This is a genomic window from Paenibacillus alkalitolerans (assembly GCF_016482785.1).
Classification (GTDB): Bacteria; Bacillota; Bacilli; order Paenibacillales; family YIM-B00363; genus Paenibacillus_AE; species Paenibacillus_AE alkalitolerans.
The window spans coordinates 45487-64141 of the sequence record NZ_JAEMXM010000005.1 but is presented as its reverse complement, the minus strand read 5'-3'; the positions used below and the strand labels follow the sequence as shown (position 1 = coordinate 64141).

At 50.6% G+C, this 18655-nt stretch carries 13 protein-coding genes; 1 reads left to right on the top strand and 12 read right to left on the bottom strand.

The window, feature by feature from the left end:
- Positions 1 to 42: 42 nt before the first annotated feature.
- The 9 genes from JET16_RS10550 to JET16_RS10510 all read right to left on the bottom strand — a co-directional run bounded on the left by JET16_RS10550 (position 43) and on the right by JET16_RS10510 (position 14175).
- On the bottom strand, positions 43 to 1638 hold the full coding sequence (locus JET16_RS10550) for a response regulator transcription factor (protein WP_199615812.1): 1596 nt from the start codon (positions 1636 to 1638) through the stop codon (positions 43 to 45).
- A gap of 2 nt (positions 1639 to 1640) precedes the next feature.
- Entirely contained in the window at positions 1641 to 3425 is a 1785-nt protein-coding gene (locus JET16_RS10545; RefSeq protein ID WP_325176667.1) for a sensor histidine kinase, read from the bottom strand.
- Positions 3426 to 3537: 112 nt separating this feature from the next.
- A complete protein-coding gene (locus tag JET16_RS10540; protein WP_199615811.1) occupies positions 3538 to 5238 on the bottom strand; it encodes a type 2 periplasmic-binding domain-containing protein in 1701 nt (566 codons plus the stop codon).
- Between the two features lie 119 nt (positions 5239 to 5357).
- Positions 5358 to 6254 carry a carbohydrate ABC transporter permease gene (locus tag JET16_RS10535; protein ID WP_199615810.1) on the bottom strand — a complete coding sequence of 299 codons (897 nt, stop codon included), beginning with the start codon at positions 6252 to 6254 and terminating at the stop codon, positions 5358 to 5360.
- A gap of 3 nt (positions 6255 to 6257) precedes the next feature.
- Positions 6258 to 7151 carry an ABC transporter permease gene (locus JET16_RS10530; RefSeq protein WP_199615809.1) on the bottom strand — a complete coding sequence of 298 codons (894 nt, stop codon included), beginning with the start codon at positions 7149 to 7151 and terminating at the stop codon, positions 6258 to 6260.
- A 282-nt stretch (positions 7152 to 7433) separates the two neighbouring features.
- Positions 7434 to 9146: an extracellular solute-binding protein gene (locus JET16_RS10525; RefSeq protein WP_199615808.1), complete on the bottom strand. Its 1713-nt coding sequence runs from the start codon at positions 9144 to 9146 to the stop codon at positions 7434 to 7436.
- Between the two features lie 109 nt (positions 9147 to 9255).
- Complete coding sequence (locus JET16_RS10520) at positions 9256 to 10710, bottom strand: response regulator transcription factor (protein ID WP_199615807.1); 1455 nt, start codon at positions 10708 to 10710, stop codon at positions 9256 to 9258.
- Positions 10711 to 10712: 2 nt separating this feature from the next.
- Complete coding sequence (locus tag JET16_RS10515) at positions 10713 to 12461, bottom strand: cache domain-containing sensor histidine kinase (protein ID WP_199615806.1); 1749 nt, start codon at positions 12459 to 12461, stop codon at positions 10713 to 10715.
- Between the two features lie 139 nt (positions 12462 to 12600).
- On the bottom strand, positions 12601 to 14175 hold the full coding sequence (locus tag JET16_RS10510) for a glycoside hydrolase family 28 protein (protein ID WP_233531379.1): 1575 nt from the start codon (positions 14173 to 14175) through the stop codon (positions 12601 to 12603).
- Positions 14176 to 14393: 218 nt separating this feature from the next.
- Between JET16_RS10510 and JET16_RS10505 the strand changes: the two genes are divergently transcribed.
- Positions 14394 to 15239 carry an AraC family transcriptional regulator gene (locus JET16_RS10505; RefSeq protein ID WP_199615805.1) on the top strand — a complete coding sequence of 282 codons (846 nt, stop codon included), beginning with the start codon at positions 14394 to 14396 and terminating at the stop codon, positions 15237 to 15239.
- Positions 15240 to 15546: 307 nt separating this feature from the next.
- On the opposite strand, the gene JET16_RS10500 is transcribed toward JET16_RS10505, so the two are convergent.
- The 3 genes from JET16_RS10500 to JET16_RS10490 all read right to left on the bottom strand — a co-directional run bounded on the left by JET16_RS10500 (position 15547) and on the right by JET16_RS10490 (position 18488).
- Positions 15547 to 17124, bottom strand: coding sequence for a glycoside hydrolase family 43 protein (locus JET16_RS10500; RefSeq protein ID WP_199615804.1), 1578 nt, complete (start codon positions 17122 to 17124; stop codon positions 15547 to 15549).
- A 17-nt stretch (positions 17125 to 17141) separates the two neighbouring features.
- Positions 17142 to 18254: a glycoside hydrolase family 88/105 protein gene (locus JET16_RS10495; protein ID WP_199615803.1), complete on the bottom strand. Its 1113-nt coding sequence runs from the start codon at positions 18252 to 18254 to the stop codon at positions 17142 to 17144.
- A 90-nt stretch (positions 18255 to 18344) separates the two neighbouring features.
- Complete coding sequence (locus JET16_RS10490) at positions 18345 to 18488, bottom strand: hypothetical protein (RefSeq protein WP_199615802.1); 144 nt, start codon at positions 18486 to 18488, stop codon at positions 18345 to 18347.
- Between the last annotated feature and the right edge of the window lie 167 nt (positions 18489 to 18655).

Genomic DNA, 18655 nt, shown 5'->3' with positions numbered 1-18655 from the left:
GTTTTTATTCAATTGTATAATCCCGTTCTTTACTTTTGATCGTCAGCAGTAATATCGGTCACGATATTCCTGAGGCGTGCAACCCACGTTCTTCTTAAATTGATAGGTGAAGTAAGCGGGAGTCTGAAAGCCGACGCGATCCGCTACCTCGTAAATCTTGATTGTTGGGTCTTGAAGCAATTTCTTGGCTTTCTTCATTCGCAATTCCTTGACGAAGTCGGATATCGTCTGCCCCGTCTCCTTCTTGAACAATACGCTTAAATGTCCTGCGCTGAGATGAAACTTATCGGCGAGCTGCTTCACCGTCACGCTGTTCGGCAGCTGATCTTCGATATAAGCGGCAATGCGATTGATGAGGTGATGCTGTTGAAGCGTTCGTTCTTTCCGCGCAAGAACGAACGCCGAATCGATATATTCGATTACAATGTCTTTAAGCGAACCCACTGTTTTGCTCTCCAATAGCCGCTGACAACCGCGTTTGCTTAGATAGGTGAGCGCTTCCGTATCGTGCCAAAACTTTCGGGACAACTCGCCAATCAAGCTAATACTGAAAGATTGGATATAAGCGAACGAGTGGGCCTTGGCATCTAATTCCTCAAAGGCTCGTCGGACCGCTTCTGCCAACTGACCCGGTACGTCGCTTTCCACGAGCGTGAGCAAGCCGGGAAGCATGATTTCGCGCAGCCTAAAATCCTCGTACGCCTTCCGTTCCGCACTTCCGACATGCACGAGCAGACCGTTCTCGTTCAGCCGGGAATCGGCCATGGCATGCTTTACCTCCCGGAGGAGTTGACGGCCCTCTTTCCAATCCCTTCCTCCCCGGCTGATGCCGATCGTAACTGACTTCTGGTAGGTATTCTTCATGTAATCCTGGACGAAACTCATTTGTTTGTCGATTCTGCTTTTCATGTCAGCCGACGGATTTACCAGAATGGCAACAACCTCGTCGGGTCTGAGCTTCGAAACCAAGACAAAGCCCATATCTTGCAAGGATACCGAAACCGATTGCTGAAGAGCCGAACTCAACGTAAGCCTGCTTTGGGCGTCGTGGCCGGAAGCGGAATGGTCATCGAGCGACGCTACAAGGAGTTGAATCCCCTCAGTCATGTAGGGGAGATGGAGAAGCTGGCACCAAGAGGCCAGGATGTCCTCCTCAATAGGCTCATCTTCCAGTAAATCAAACATGAAAGAATCCTTGAGCAATTCCCGGTTGCCCGACACCACCGCTTCAAGTCGCTGGGTTTGTTCATTGATTTGTTTGATATTCTCCAAGGTTTGTCGAAACATAGACAGTTTACGTTCAATTTCCCCTAAATTAAGCGGCTTCAGCACATACCCTTTTGCCCCTACGTCAATAGCTTCCTGTGCAAATTCAAATTCATTGTAGCCGCTGATGATCAGAATCTGAATGTCTGGATACATCGATTTCGCTGCAGCCGCAAGCTCTATACCGTTTATGCCCGGCATTGATATATCGGTTATCAGTACATCGATGCTAGTATCTTGAAGGACACGGATTGCCGATTCGCCTGTGTCTGCGCTAAGTGGAATGGCAAAACCGAGACTCGTCCAAGGGATATGACGTATGAGCCCCTGAACATGAGACGGCTCATCATCCACAATAAGTGCTTGCAGCAAGACTATCCCTCCCTTTTTATTTGCGGCTTGTCTGTACAGACGGGCAATTCGATCGTAACTACCGTCCCCGATTCAGGCGTACTTTCGATCCTTAGTTTACCGGCGTCGCCAAAATATAAATGAAGACGTTCGCTGATGTTCGAAAGCCCGAAACCATTCCCTTTCCCCGCTTTTTCCCCATTCCGAATGAGTGCCAGCGTGTTTGGGTCCATGCCAATCCCATTGTCTCTCACTTGAAAGCGGACCACGTTATTGCATCGCTTGATAACGATGGCAATACAGGCTTCGGAACGCGTAAAAATTCGCCCGTGAATATAGGCATTCTCAACAATCGGCTGCAAGATCAGCTTGATCGAATACAAATCCAATACTTCTTCATCCAGTTCCCAGTCAACGCGAACACGTCCCGGATAGCGGAGCTGTTGAATGTCCAGAAAGGCACGCACATGCTCCAACTCGTTCTTGATTACCGTAAAGTTGGATTTGTTATCAAGTGCGAATCGGTAAAAGGTCGTCAACGCTTCGAGTATCTCCACTTGATACCGATCCCCTTGATCAAGAGCCCGCCACTGAAGCAGACTGAGCGAATTATAGATAAAATGCGGATTGATTTGCGCTTGAAGGGCCTGGAACGACGACTCTTTCTCTTTTAATTTGGCACTGCTCAACATCTCAACCAAGTTCCCGAGTCGACCGGCCATCTGATTAAACATGGTTTCCAAGTCCCCGACCTCGTCCCGGCTCCGGCTCCGGACGGTTACGTCGAAATCGCCCTCGGCGATATCGCTCATTCTGTGGTATAAATTGCGAATGCGCAGAACGACGTTCTTCAGTACGATCAGAACGAGAAACGTAGAGAGGAAAAGGAAGAATACCGTAATGGCCACGATGCTGTAAACGGTCATGGCTGACTGTTTCTCCAATTGCCGCATCTGAATAAGCGCGGCGACTTTCCATTTTCCGTTTATGTGCCTAACCGTAAAATACTCGCCACCTTCCGTAATGCTCTCGGCGCGGTCAACGTTCGTCCATACCTTGGACAGCGCGGTAGCCGCAACCGGCTTGCCGATCATGGAACGATCCGAGGCTGCGACAATTCGATCGTCCTCGTCCAAGAGATACAAGCTTCCAGAGCCGCTAAAAGGCCTATCCATCAACTCGCCGAATACGCTTTCATAATTCAAGAGCATATAGATAGCGCCAAAGACATCTCCGTTGGCATACATTATTTTTCGCGAAAGGATCAGTCGGGCGTTGTCCCCCGGTACGACAGACCATTTTAATACGAATGGCGAATTCATGACGCTGCGGTACCAGGACAACTCGTCCACACCTGCCAATGGTCTGCCGGCCGGCTTCCACAGAAGCCCTCCGTCTTGAAGCAAGGTGGGATTGGCATGATAAATTCGAAAGTTGATGATTCCGGGTAAATACCTGCTTATGACTTGGAATGATCGATCGACGTAATTAACGGTTTCAAGCTGGCCCTCCATATTCTCATAGGTTCGGGCCAGTCTGGAGATGAGTTCGCCGTCCGTCCCTGTCCGGGTCGCAAGAAGATCGTAGCTTTCTTTCCTAAACTCTACGCTTTGCGCAGTCTGTCGGACGGCTTCATTGATCGTGAGCATATAATTGGTCCTGACGTTTTGAAGCGCCAAATACCCGGCTCCGACTCCCAAAAATACGGTAGGGATGAATACGACCAGTCCGTAAAACATGACAATTTTGACGCGAAGATTCATGGTACGGGTCAGTCGGATGATAAGTCTCTCAATCCAGCGTCGCACAAGGCATTCTCCATTCTTCTGCCCGGATCGTTACACGGCCTTGGAAACTGCAAAGGGAGCAGCCCCGTTTCGCGGGTTGCTCCTCTGCACGCCTAAAGCTTCGAATATCCTATTATTTGTTCATTTCTTGGTACAATTCGTGCCACTCTTGCTTGAGTTCGCTCCAATGTGCGCGTTTTTCGAGCGCCGAAGTGAACTCGTTCCAAACGTTCTCGAATTGCGCATCGTCCTTGGCCATCATCAGCTTGGCCCTATAATCAGTATACACTTTACCCAGCTCCGGCAAATACTTTTCCCATGCGCCTCCAGCTTTTGCTTTTACCATGTCGTATTTATCGGCAACTCGGGTTGTGCCCATCTGACCGATCTGTTGGGTAAACTCAGCTGTTTTGGCAAATCCCGCATGTTCGCTCTCCCCGTAGGTCCACCAGGCGTACCACTGATTGCTATAGTTCGTAGTCTGCCAAATATCCGGCCCCAATTGCGCTTTCTTGGCCGGATCGCCCGACTCGCGCAGTTCTTTATACTCAGGATCGATGAACTTCCACTTGCCGTAAGGCTGGTCGATCCAATCCCAGTACTTCCCGACCGGTCCCTCGAGAACGACCATGCTCTGTTCCGGTTTCGGCGTTAATGTAAAATCATAAAACTTGAGAATGGCATCCAGGTTCTTCGTGTCTTTGCTGATATACGTATCATATACCGGATACGGGTTTATGATTTGGGTGGTCCCAGGCTGGTTAACGCCTTCGATTTGCGGATAAGGAATCGGTTTATAAAACCAACCCGGACCCGTAGGGCCGTCGAGCGTTTCCCACAAGTACTGATCGAAATTCCAGAAGCTTCCGATGTTCATCGCATAACGTCCGCTCTTATTTTTTTCTTTATATCTTTCTTTTTTATCGGTAAGAGCCTCGGGGTCGATGAGCCCTTTGCGATACATGCTGTTCAACCACTTGTAAGCGGCTTTGAACCCTGGATGGTCAAACTTAAAGATAAAGTTGTCGCCTTCTTTTTGTACCGGAATAACTCCTCCCGCCGAACCGATCGGCACGCCAAACGCAGCCAGAACAGCATTCTCGTCGTTTGCTTCCGTCAGAATACCTAGCGGCAGAAGCTTCTTGCCCGATTCATCCTTCAGCTCGGCCGCCTTCTCCAAATAAGTCTCCACGCCATCCAGCGTAATGAGATCCTTCTCCGTCATTCCGACTTTCTCAAGGATATCCGTCCGGATAAACCACGCCAGCGAAGACCAGCCCGGCCAAGGATCGGACGGGTCGATATCAAACTTGGAGGGGATCGACCAAATATGTCCGTCCGCATCCTTCATCTGATCGAGATATTCCTTCGGAATGGCTGCCAGGCTCGGATATTTGTCGGGCATGTTAAAGTACTGCTCGAGCGGCTGAATAAGGCCGGAACGCTTCATGGCGTCATCGACAACCGTACTCCTCCCGAAGATCGCCGCGTCTTCGAAGCCGCCGGAGTTCATCTTGAGGTTCAGTGAAGTGAGGGCGTCACCCTGTGTAGCTTCAACCTCAACATCGATGCCCGGTTCCTGTGTTCTCCAAATTTCTTGCATCCAGCTGTCGTTGTTAATCGTTGCCGACCAGCCCAGCCAAAGCTTGAAGCGTCCGGGCTCTTCCGTTTTCGTCGCGGAACTGGATTCTTTGTTCCCTGTGGCGGCGCCGTTGTTATCGGAACTTGCCGTTTCATTGCCGTTGTTGTTGCTTGAACAGCCGGCCGCCAGGACCATGGCGGCTGTCAGGATCAGCGCCAATGCGTGTTTGAAACTGCCTGTTTTCTTTTTCATATTTACCTCCCTTTTCATATGACTGTGGATTTGGTATATGGAATTGCCTTATACCCTATGAGTTTTTGGATGACCGCGCAAGCGGTCGAAAAAAACTGGCTTCGAAAGCATACGCTGTGTTATCCCTTGACCGAACCGATCAAAACGCCTTTGACAAAATACTTTTGCAGGAAAGGATAAACCGTAAGGATCGGCAGCGCGCTGATCATCACGGTCGCCATCTTGACAGACATCAGCGTGATATTACTCAAACTGGAGCCTCGCGCCAGCGCTTCCTGATCTTGATTGTTGCTCAGAACGGATGACAGGTCTTGAGCGGACAGCAACTGCTGCAGGAACGTCTGGACCGGGATCAAATTCCGGTCGGTGACAAAGAAGGCTCCGGAGAACCAATCGTTCCAATGGCCCACGGCCGTGAAGAGTCCAAGTGCGGCAAGCATCGGTTTCGAAAGCGGTATGACGATCTGAAGCAAAATCCTGAGCGGCCCTGCACCGTCCAGCTCGGCGGATTCGAACAGCGCTTCGGGAATGCCAAATATGAATTTCTGCATCACGAACATATTCCAAGCCGAGAATAGACCGGGGATGATATACACCCAGAAGGTATTGGTTAATCCCAACTTCACCAACTGAATGTAGAAGGGGACCAATCCGCCATGGAACAGCATGGTGATGAGAATATAGGTCAGAATGCCGTTCCGAAACGGAAGTTGCTTATACGTTAAGCCGTATGCAGCCGCAAGCGTGACGGCAAGCCCGCCAAACGTGCCGACAACCGTTCTAGCGATCGTGACCAGATAGGCATTGCGGATCACCTCGTTGCCAAGCACAATTTCATAATTGACCCAAGTGAACGATCGCGGCCAGAGGTATACGCCGCCTTTTGCGGCATCCGTCCCGGAATTGAGCGAGATCGCCAGCATATAGATAAAGGGATAAAGAATCGAAATACACATCAGTGCCAGCAGGAACATGATCAGACCTTGTCCCGCTCGTTCAAGCGCAGTCGATTTCATCCGTCACCACAGCCCCTCTCCGTTCATTTTTTTGGAGAGCGAGTTCGTCGTCATTACGAGAATGAGCCCGATTACCGAAGATAACAGGCCGACGGCGGTAGCCGGGCCGAAATAACCTTGCTGGAGCCCGTTGCGAAGCACGTAGGTATCGAGAACATCCGCCACCTCCTGATTCGCCGGATTCATCATCGGATAGATCTGATCCATTCCCACGCTGATTAATCCCGGAATGCTTAAAATCAGAACGATCGATATGGTTGGCATGATGCCCGGCAGCGTAATGTGGCGAATCTGCGCGAATTTGCCCGCACCTTCGACTTTCGCAGCTTCATAAAGCTGCGGATCGATCGTGGAGATCGCCGCCAGGTAGAGTATGGAGTTCCAGCCGACCTCTTTCCACAAACCGCTCGAAATAATCATGGGACGGAACCATTCCGTGGAGCCCAGGAAGAAGATCGGCTCTCCCCCCATCCTCACAATCAGGTCGTTTACAAATCCGCCGTCCAGCGTAAGAAAGGATTGCAGGATATAGGCCACCACGATCCAGGAGAAGAAGTGCGGTAAATAGCTGACCGACTGGACAAACCGTTTATAGGCCGGGTGTGTAACCTCGTTGATCATGAGGGCGAGAAGAATCGGCATTGGAAATCCGAAAACAAATTTTAGAACGGATATATACAAGGTGTTTTGAACGACTTTCCAGAATTGCGGGTCATGGACAAAAGTGAAATTTTCCAGGCCAACCCAGTTACTTTCCCAAATCGAAGACCCGATCGCAAAATCCTTGAACGCGATCTGAATGCCCGCCATCGGGATATAGCTGAACAGAAAAAGCAACACAACCGCCGGCAAAATCAAGAGGTACTGCCAGCGGTATTTATACATCTTTGCGACCATACGCCCCCTCCTTGTCTGTAGCCTCATTCTACATAGGGATTGGAGGAAGGGGTACCTAACAACGATTAGATTTATATCGATTTGATAAGATGTTTGGTTGTGTTGCTAATTCTTTTTTTTTAAGCGGACCGAGATCGGGTATCATGAATAGTCCTTCTTCCCCGACTTCCAAAATACGGTATCCTTCCATGCGGCCCATATCCACCTTCGTTCGTAAAGTGATAGTGCCAAAGCGCTTTAGGAAGCAAATACGCTTTGGCACTATTGTCAATCAAATCGTACTTAGGAATTTACACCTTTCACCGTTACGCCCATTTCTTGTTGCTTCTTTTTCAGTTGCTCGTTCAAGGCCGCATCCAATTTATCGATGTCCAACTTCTTCAGTTGAGCGATAAATTCGTCATACAGCTTATCGAATGCCGCCTGATCTTTCGCCAGAACCATCCTGGAAATATGCACTTCCGCAAATTGTTTGATCTGATCCCTGATCTTCACATTCTCGCTTCCGGGTGCGTAGAAATCGCCCGGCAACGTCAATGGGGAAATATCAAATCGCACAACATCCGGCGTCTTACCATAAGCGGCAAACGTCGCCGACCGGTTCAAGGCTTCTTCATCGGTTGGAGCGGGATTCATATGATTATTGAAATCGAGGTTGGAGAATTGCCAGAAATTTTCAAGTCCCGTCTTTTTGTAATTCTCTTTAGTAATTTTTCCTTGTTCCGTTCTTACGGCAAGACCTTGATCGTTTATCGTGTAATCCACATCTTTGAAACCATAGAATGCATTCATCAACCCTTCGCGACTGGTCATATAGCTGACCCATTTCGCCAATTGCTCCGGGTGCTTGGTGGATTTGGAAATGAACGTTTTCATCCAACCTGCCCCCGGCAAGGATGCGTACGTGAAGATCGGTTTGGCGCCGTCATCCGACAAGATCGCGCCGGGCGAGGCGTAATCTGCATTGTACGGAACGTTGGCCATATTCCCCATGAAACTGAATATGCGACCCGACGAATACAGCGATTTCGCCCCATTGTTATCCATCATGAGCTGACCGGGATCCAAGTAACCGCCTCGGTACGCCTCATTCAGGAATTGAATGGCATGCTTCGTTTCCGGAGCCAGCAGGATGTTTCTGTAATTCCCGTCCTTGTCAACTTCAATAGCGCCGAAGTTATGCTGCAGAAACATCAGCGCTCCTCCGGCCTGATAGTCCTTGCCGTCGATCTGAAGCGGAACGACAGGCTGACCGTCCACTGTCAACTTCATGTCTTTGACTTTCTGGAGAGCCTTGAGAAAGCCGCTTTCCGTCTTCAAATCGTCGAGCGTGAGACCTGCCTGCTCCAGGAGTTTCGTCTTGACCATAACGCCTTGGTTCTTACCGTATTTGCCACTGTCCGCAAAATAAGAACTTGACGGGGGATACATCTCCTTCAGGTCGGCGCTTGCCATATGGCTCGGGATGTAGTACCAGCCGCCGAATCGCTGGACGATATGCTCTTTGAGGTCTGCCGGAAAATCCGTCAACAGGCGGGACTGCGGATCGTATTCTTTCAGGAATTCATCCAAGTTCCAAACCTTGCCTGACTGAGCGAGCTTGGTCGCCATATCCTGATCTACCGTTGTAATCACGTCCGGGAACTTATTCCCCGATGACACCATCAACAGATTCAATTTCGTATCGCCGTCTTGCGGGGGCACGTCAAAGCTGAATTTGACTCCCGTTCTCTCCGTAATGTTGCCCATTATCGTTCCTGTCGTGGTATCCCATTCGGGCGGAGGCCAGAATCCAATCGACGTGAACCAGGTTACATCCACTTGCTTTAGCGGCTTGTCCTCTGTTTCTTGGTTCGCGGCATCCGAAGCATTCGAATTTGATGCCGATTCTTCATTCTGTTCGGCGCTGCTTCCGCTCCCCGCGTTGTTGCCGGCGCAACCAGAGAGCACAACGGTCAAGGCTAACGTCAAAATTGCAAGCACTTTCAACTTCATTCCAGTCAATCCCCCTTGTATAGATTGGCTACTGCTTCTTTATCTTAGCTTGCTGTCCCGAAGCATCATATGTTTGTATTTTGTTGTGGATTTCAGATGATGATAGAGTCTACATTTTACGATATTTGCTTGGCGTAACGCCGAAATGCTTTTTGAACAGCTTGTTGAAATGAAAATAATCCTTATAGCCCACACGCTCTACGATCTCATGAATGGATAGCGCTGCGTCCTGCAACAATTCTTTAGCCAGGTTCAACCTCTTGTTTATCACATACTCAGAGTAAGTTGTTCCTGTTTCCTTCTTGATAAGAGAGCTTAAATATCCGAGACTGATATTGAACTTCCTGGACAAAGCCCCCAACATAATATCTTCCGTAAAGCTGGAGTCGATATATCCGATGATCTTCTTTACCGTGTCGTTCGAAATGTGCAGCTCTTCGCCGGATTGCTGGCGGAAGACGGCCTTCAGCCAGTCGAACAATTGCTCGATGGAGCTGTACTGACGAAAGATTTGATAGTAGTTCAAATATTCGATTTCGTAGATGGCATCGCTGTTGCTGTAATATTTATAAAAGAGCGAGACGATTTGGTTATACAGCGACGAGATTTGATCGATCTGCAATTGCCGCGCCTTGCATTCCTCGCACAGCTCGTCCAGCCATCGGTTTAACAGCTCGGCTTTTTGTTCCTTGACGGCCATCTCGATTTGCAGCACCGCCTTCGTCAGCTCCGCTGCATGATCGATCGCTTTATATTCGATGATCCGGTCCTCCGGCCGAGTGAATGAACTGAACAGGGCTACATCAGATTCCTGATAAAGCTTGGCTACGGATGCCGAGTAAACGCCGATTCCGCTAATCCCGATACACCGGGTGTCAGACAGATGATCGGAGATGAAATTCAGCAACACGACCGGTTGCTTCAGCTCGTCGTAATTGATCAGGTAGGAGACTTTGTGTTGCCCCGTTCGAAAACGCAAAAACCGGATACCGGCAACCGCCGCCACCCTCTCATCGGGATCGGAAACCGGTGATCCATCGTAGAGACAACTGATAAACCGGTAATGCGGATAATCAAATTCGATTCCCCTGCTGGTAAGGAAGTTATGAATTTTCATTTTATGATCGGGCTCGAATATATCGAACAGATCATCCAGAAACAAATCCAGACTTCTTTGCGCTTTTTCCTTCTCCTCCAGATCCTTTTTCAGACGCGCCAACGTATCCTCAAGATTGTTTTTGTCGATCTGCTTCAACAAATAATCGAACGCGCCGAGCCGGATCGCCTTCTGTGCATACTCGAATTCCGAATATCCGCTGATCAGAATGACCTTGCACGGCAATTGATGCAGCCGGATCTGTTCCAGAAGCTCAATCCCGTCCAGTCCCGGCATGCGGATATCCGAAAGGATGACGTCCGGCTTCTTCTCCATGATCGTCTCGAGCGCCGTCAATCCGTTATGCGCTTCTCCAATGACGGTGAAGCCGTGACTTTCCCAATCGACCAACGCTTTAATCCCGTACGCAACCCAGGGCTCGTCATCTACAATGAAAACAGTATGCATCGCTATACAACCTCCAATTGTTCTGTGAATTCCTGTAGCGGGAAGGTAATCTTGACGGTTGTACCCAAACCGGGTTTGCTGTCGACGGTCATGTCCGCCTCGTCACCGTATAAAAGCTTGATTCTCCAGTAAATGTTGGATAATCCGATTCCTTGCTTCGCTTCATTCTCCGTCTGTCCTTGATGCTCGAACCGCTTCAACCGTTCGATCAGCTCCCGGAGCTGCTTTTCTTCCATTCCGTTTCCGTTGTCCTGTATGACGTATTGAACTTTGCTTTTCGAAGCTTTATTCACTTGAATCCGGACCGCGCCGTTGTCGATCTTTCTCTCCAATCCATGGAACACGGCATTTTCCACAATTGGCTGTAGAAGCATCTTAATCGTTTTCAGCTTCAGCACATCTTCATCCGCGTCAATGACGACCTGTATCCTTCCCATGAACCTGAACCCGATAATTTTCGCATATTCCTTGACGTGGGATATTTCTTCATGAATCGCGACGAAATCGCTCCCTTTGACCGAGTAACGGAACATACCGGACAAGGAGGACGAAATATCGGCAATATCCTGAGCTTTGTAATAAAAAGCCATGGCGCGTATACATTCCAGTGTGTTGTACAGAAAATGAGGGTTGATCTGATTGCGGTATGCCGATATTTCCATCTGTTTCTTCGCGATTTCGATTTCGTATATCCGCTTTTGCGATAGCTGTATCTCTTTGCTCAGGGAGTCTATTTCGTCCAGCATTCTGTTCAAGCTGACGGCGAGCACGCCGATTTCATTACGGAATGTGACATGGATGCGGCTTTCGTGGCCGATTTTCGGATAGGACTTCATAAAATCGATCAGCGCTTTGATCGGTTGTAAGATACGGGTGAAAAAAATGATCAGAAAGAGACCGAGTATACAAAACATGACCGCATATGTCGCAATGTTCAGTCTTTGAACGATATTCAATTCCTGCAGCAGCTCGTTCCTCGGTATGACGCTGACCAGCTCCCACCCGGTCTCGGACAGCGTGCTCGTCTGCACGATATATCGATTGTCGTTCTTCCACTCCTCTAACCGGGATACATCGAGGCTGGAGGAGTTCCCTTCGCTTGCCATGATTTGTTTGTTTTGGTCCAGAAGAAGCAGCCGGGAATTGGGTGTCATTTTTGCGTTCTTCAATATATTTTTGAAGTTGCCGACATCCATGACAAATACGCTTGTTCCCTTGTGATCCTTCTCAGGTGCGCTTTCCAAATTATAGATCGGGACGGAAATGGAATAGTTCGGGATCGTTTCGCCCGTATCCGGATCCGTCAATAAACCGGAATATTCGATTTTTGGAGGCGGCGGTTTGTCGGTTTCGCCGGCCCCCATTCCCATACTGGTCACCATCGTCCCTGACCGGTCGTAAAGCTGGATTCCCCGGATATTGTCTTTCAATACAATGGTATTGGAGAAGACCGATATGACTTGACTGTCCATGAAAACCCTGGAGTAAGAGTCCTCCAGGTCTACAAAGGCTTGTATTGTCGGACTGTACAGCATCGAAACCGAAATTCTCTCCATGTCCGCATAGAAGCTTTCCATGTTGTCTTCAACCTGAGACAAAATTTTGGCGGCGGAGTCCGTTACCTTGCTCTCGACAATCCGTTTGGCAATCGTGTTCGAAACGACGAATGAGATCAGAAGGATGATTAGCATCAGCAAAATCAAATAAATGATCTGCCTGGTAAGGCTGAGCGTGCGAAAGTGTCCCATCATCAGCAATTCCTCTTCGCTTGTTTTTCTATCTGTTATAACAGAGAAAGGAAGAAGACGTAAACGCTTTATTTGTGGAATCGGCTTGAGGAAACCGCAAAGCTCTCCGCCTGAACAGACGAAGAGCTTTGAATGGCAATGATTATAGAACGACCACTTCTTCGGGATTCGCGTCCTCGGAGATCGCCACTTTTCGGTGAGACGGGGGCGTTGCGGGAGATAAACACTTGATATCGGCCGATTTGCCGCCCGTTACGACAAGCAGCCTGTCTTCGTCCGGCGATCCCGTTCCCGACAAGTTCACGAGCCGAACCGACCGGCTCTGATGAAGGGTGACGATCGGTTCGTCTTGAACGTGCAGTTCAACATCTTCAATGATCACATGTTGTCCGTTCCGGCAGACGATCCCTTCCTTGCAGGAAAAGACAGCGCGCTTGAGTGAGAGACCGGAGACGGGCATTTCCGGCAGTCCGTTGACGAGCAGCGCAGCTTGCGCGCCGTCGCAAACGATATCTTCGATATGAATATTTCGGAATTCCGGGGTTTCCACGGTGACGGGTACGAAAATCTCCTCCCCGTACTTCCCGGAACCTGATTTCCCTTCGTAATATAAGTTAAACGATATCGCATCCCCCGCGATGTCCTTCATCCGGATCCGCTCGATCGCGATCTGCTCCACAACGCCTCCGCGGCCGCGGCAGCTCTTGAACCGGATGCCGATATCCGTACCGATAAACGTACAATCCGAAACGTGAACGTTTTTCACTCCGCCGGACATTTCGCTCCCGACCACGATTCCGCCGTGCCCGTGATATACGGTGCAATGGCGGACCGTGATATGCTCGCTCGGCATCCCCAGCAGACGCCCCGCTTCATCTTTGCCCGATTTCAGACATATCGCGTCGTCCCCGACGTCGAAGTAGCAATGCTCCACCGTAACGAATTTGCATGAATCTATATCCAGCCCGTCCCCGTTTTGCGCGTACCACGGATTGCGGACGGTGACGTTGCGAAACGTAATGTGCTCCGAAGCCCACGGATGAAGGCACCAGGATGCCGAATTTTGAAAGGTCGGTCCGTCCAGCAATATTCGCTTGCACCTTCTCAAGCTTAACAAGCATGGTCTCAGAAATTCTCTGACACTTTCATAATCTTTCGCATCTTTGCTCCCCGTCCGTTCCAGACGCGCGACCGTTTCCGCTCCGTCCTTGGCGGCTTGCGTCGGCCACCATATGCCATGCTCGTCCACTACGCCTCCGGACCGGACCAACTCGTTCCATTGCTTTTCCGTAAGCTTCATTTTCTTCGCAGGTCTCCAGGCTTCTCCGCCTCCGTCAAACACGCCGCCGCCCGTAATCGCAACGTCCTCCAGACCATCGCCGTCCAATGGAGCCTGGCACCGGAACATTTGCCTGCCTTCATAGCACGACATAACCAACGGGTAATCGGTATATCTCTTGCTGAATACGACCAACGCTCCGGCTTCCGCATGCAGCTCAATGCGGCTCTTTAATGTGAGCGGACCGGTCAGCCATATGCCGGGAGGAATGACGACCCTTCCTCCTCCCGCAGAAGCGCTTTCGTCGATCGCCCGTTGGATCGATTCCGTGTTATCATGAATTCCGTTGCCCACCGCCCCGTATTCGGTAACGGCCACAGACCGGTCCGGGATCGCCGGCAGTTCGGCCGGGTTTTCCGCAATCGCTTTGTTACTCAAAATGTCCCCACCTCTATACCTTCGTTTTTTGACCTTTCGTATGATTTCAGTATAGATGAAGAAAACGCTCAATTCTTCTGTCTTTGATGCCCATTTCAACGTAAATTTTGCTTTACATGCACTCTTGATTTATAATCTGCCCTTGATGATCCTATGTAGGCATGGTATATAATTCATAAGCTGTCGTCTCGTTCGGATTACAGAGGGGAGATATATCCATGAATGATCAATTCGGGCCGAAATATTTCATCGGAGAGAATGACTTTTCGATCCAGTACATGTCGCGCACCGGATCCAACAGCATGCCGCGTCCCCATGAACACCCGTTCTTCGAGCTGTACTATTTGCTTAACGGGGAAAGGGTGTATTTCCTCAACGGCAACGTGTATACGGTCAAGAAGGGGGATATGATGATCATCATGCCGCACGATCTTCATTCGACCGCGAGCTCGGACAAGCTGCATTTCGAGAGGATTTTGGTCAACTTTTCCCCGGACTTCGTTGAACGCGGGAATCCGAAAGTTTCCGAATTGTTGAAGGGAGGGTCTTCCCGGTTGATGAAAATCCCGTTGAAGGACCAACCGGAAATCGAGCGGCTGCTGCAACAGATGCTCGCGGAATGCGAAACCCAAGCGGCCTTCTATACTTCTTTGGTCCGATCGCTCATGAACGAGCTGCTGATTCGGCTTCACCGCATCGACGAGTCGCCGCAGGGGCAAGCATCGCACGAATATGAGCACCCTATGCACCAGAAGGTGTCGGAAATCGCGCAATATATCAACTCCAACTTCGAAAAGAAGATCACGTTGGAGCAGGTTGCGAAACAATTTTATATAAGCCCTTCCTATCTCAGCCGCATCTTTACAAGATTGACGGGATTTCACTTCCGGGAGTATGTGCAGGTGGTGAGGATTCGCGAAGCTCAGAAAATGCTGATTAATACGCGGGACTCCGTGCAAATGATATCCGAGCTGGCCGGGTTCGAGCACATCGCTCATTTTAATAAGACGTTCAAGAAGATCGCGGGCACGACGCCGCTTCTTTATCGCAAACGCCATGCGTAGCAACGCGGCGGCGATGCTGGTTGCGTGCCGCTTCTGTATCGTCCGCCGGCCAAGAGCACATGTAAAGATCAATAGGGTCAAATACTGACCTTATTTATGTCCATAAGTTCAATATTTGACCTTATCGCATCCGTCTGCGGGGTGTGTTGAGTTACATAAGGTCAATAATTGCGTCTATTCCGTTGCTCGGCCCTTAAATAAGGTTGTCTGGGGGAGGAATAAGGTTAAAATGTGACCGTATTCCTGCGAATTAGCTCAAAAATTGATCCTATTTCCCGCCCAAGAAAACCCGTATAATCGACCGCTATCATTCCGGCCGCGTAACTCGAAACCAGTCGCAGTCCGCATACCCTCCGCTTTGCCGGTCGCCGTCGTCCGGCCTGGCCGCAAACATACCGACCTTCGCCCCCACCCAATGGCCCTTGGAAGCTGTAAACGCCGGCTCGCCGCACCGCGCAAACCCGCCGCCGTCCTCAGCGCCATATTCGAAGCGGCACGAAGCCCCGGCGCTAACCGTAACACGAAGAACTACGGTCTGCGCAGCCAAATCGGCTTTCCAGATTACGGTTTCTTCGGTCGCGTTGCCTTCCGCGCGCAGCAGTTCGAACCCGGAACCGTCCTCTTTCGTCCGGAGCGCGACATATGCGTAATTGTAACCGAATACGACCAAACCCGCCTTTTCTCCTGGCTGGAGGGAAGAGCAATCCAGATGAGCTTCCGCTTGGAACGATTCCGCGGGAAACTTCTGCATCAGCAGGTGCGGCGCGCCATACAACGTAGCGACATCCGCCGGCAAAGGTTGAGCGAACAACCGGAGGTGGCTTTCTCTATCAAACGAATGCCAATCGGGATTCGGGTTCGCCTGCCACTGCCATTGAAGCCCGAGCTTCGTGCCGTCGAAGTCATCGGAATCGTCCGGGACGGCCACGGGATATTCCTTTCCCACGTTCGGCTTCCGATGGCGAAGCACCGGTTCCCCGATCCCGTCCCCATTGCGGTCGACCCCCATCAACGGCCAATCGTCCACCCAGCGGACCGGCTGCAGATGAACGATTCGCCCGTACGCATCCTTATCCTGAAAATGCATAAACCAGGACTCTCCCGACTCCAGCTCGACCCATCCGCCTTGGTGAGGTCCGTTGACCGGGGTGTCCCCTTGATGCAGCACGATCTTATCTTCGTACGGGCCATAGATGGACGTTGAGCGCAGTATCGTCTGCCAGCCCGTCGCAACCCCTCCCGCAGGCGCGAAAATATAGTAATACCCGTTGCGCTTATACATCTTCGGACCTTCCATGGTCGGATGATGCTCCGTCCCGTCGAAAATAATTTGCCCTTCGTCAAGCAGCCGCTTGCCGTCCGCGGACATTTTGCACAGTCGTAACTTGTGTTTAATGCCGGCCCGGCTCTTCGCGAAGGCGTGCACCAAATACGCTTGTCCGTCGTCATCCCAGAAGGGGCACGTGTCAATCAAGCCTTTGCCTTCTTTGACTAGGTGCAGCGGCTCCCATTCCCCTGCCGGATCGACCGCCGTACTCATAAAGATTCCTACGTCCGGATCGCCGTAATACACCCAAAACTTTCCCGCGTGATAACGAAGCGCCGGCGCCCACACCCCGTTGCCGTGCTGCGGCTTGTCGTATCCGGGCAAATCCATCCGCGGAATGACATGATTAATCAACGTCCAGTTAATCAAGTCCTTCGAATGAAGGATCGGCAAGCCCGGTATATGACTAAAGCTGGAAGCGGTCATATAGAAATCCTCGCCGACCCTGATGACGTCCGGATCCGAGTAATCCGCATGAAGCACGGGATTCACGAAAGTCCCGTCCCCCTGATCGGAAATCCACGCCTTACGCTTCAACGCGTCCAATGCTGCACTCATTAAAGGTTCCTCCTAACCTATTCTTCATGCAATCGCTCCATCTCCAAGCACGCAAGCAGAAACGGTCCGACACCGATGTGCGCGTCCGTTACGACCTTTTCTCTGATGTAATAACCGTAAGTTCCGTCCCGGTCGGCGCTTAAACCGGCACCGTGGCAAATATTGTGCAGGTGAACGCCGGAATCGTTCTCCTCGACAAACCGCTCGATCAATCCTTGGAACGCCTTCTCCGCGACGATTCTCGCAGGTTTCTCCAAAAATTGCAATCGAATCCCTTTGGCGAGGGCATAGATGAACATGCTGGATCCGGACGTTTCCAAATAATTCCCTTCGCGGAACCCTTGGTCCAAAACTTGAAACCACAAGCCGCTCTCCTGCTCTTGAACTTTAGCCAGTGCGCCGCACATCCTTTCGAAAATGCCGACGATCGTGCCCCGCTTCGGATGATCTATCGGCAGGTGCTCGAGGCTGTCAACCAGCGCCATCGCATACCAGCCCATCGCACGGCTCCAAAAATTTTGCGAACATCCCGTCTTCGGATTCGCCCAGTTTTGCTCGATCGCCTCATCCCAACCGTGATAGAGCAGCCCTGTCCTCGGGTCGCGGGTTTTCCGCTCCACCAACAACAGCTGACGGGCAACCTCGTCGAACAATTCCGGCCGCTCGAACGTTTTCGCGTATTGGGCGAGGAAGGGCGAGGACATATACAGTCCGTCCAGCCACATTTGGAAAGGATAAATCTTCTTATGCCAGAAGCCCCCCTCCGACGTTCGAGGCTGACCGATCAATTGGACGGCAAGCGTGTGCGCCGCTTGTTCATAACGGGCTTCTCCCGTTCGTTCGATGAGCGCGAACAAGTTTTTACCTTGATTGATCTGATCGAGATTATACTCTTCGACTCTATAGCCCCGGATGGCGCCGTTGTCTCCCACAAACAAATCCATATGACGTTTCATGAATTCATAGTAAGAGTCTTTTCCGTAGTACTCACCCGTACGGGCGATCGCCATCAGCATCATGCCCGGCACATATGCCCACCGCTTCGCGATTTCCGGATGCAAGCCGTCGCTTCCGGCTTGAGATATAATCGTATCCGCCGTATGTACCGACCACCGCTTATCATGTTTCAAACCTGCTCACCTCTTGTGCAAACTAATGGATACTACTCTATTATAGAAAAACGGCTGCCCGCGATTTTCGGATTTTATGCTCATTCCTGTTCATTCTTTGCTTTTTATGCTCTTTTGTCCGGTTTCGAAAGCACCCGTTTTTCCGCAACCGTCTGTCTTAAGTTCGACGATCTCCCGGGGTTCACGTACCGGATCCTCTTGCGCGCATTCTCCCCTTGCCTCAGACCGAATCATCTTTTGTGCCCTCCCGGAACTAAGGAAACGAATCGACCGCGGACTTTGCACTTTTCTAATCGGCGCGGCAAGAGGATAAGCGTAAAATGAGAAAGGAGGGGGCGGCTGGGAGAATGGTTGTAGTATAATGTGGGTGCCTAGCATAGACGCTCAATATTGAGGTCAGC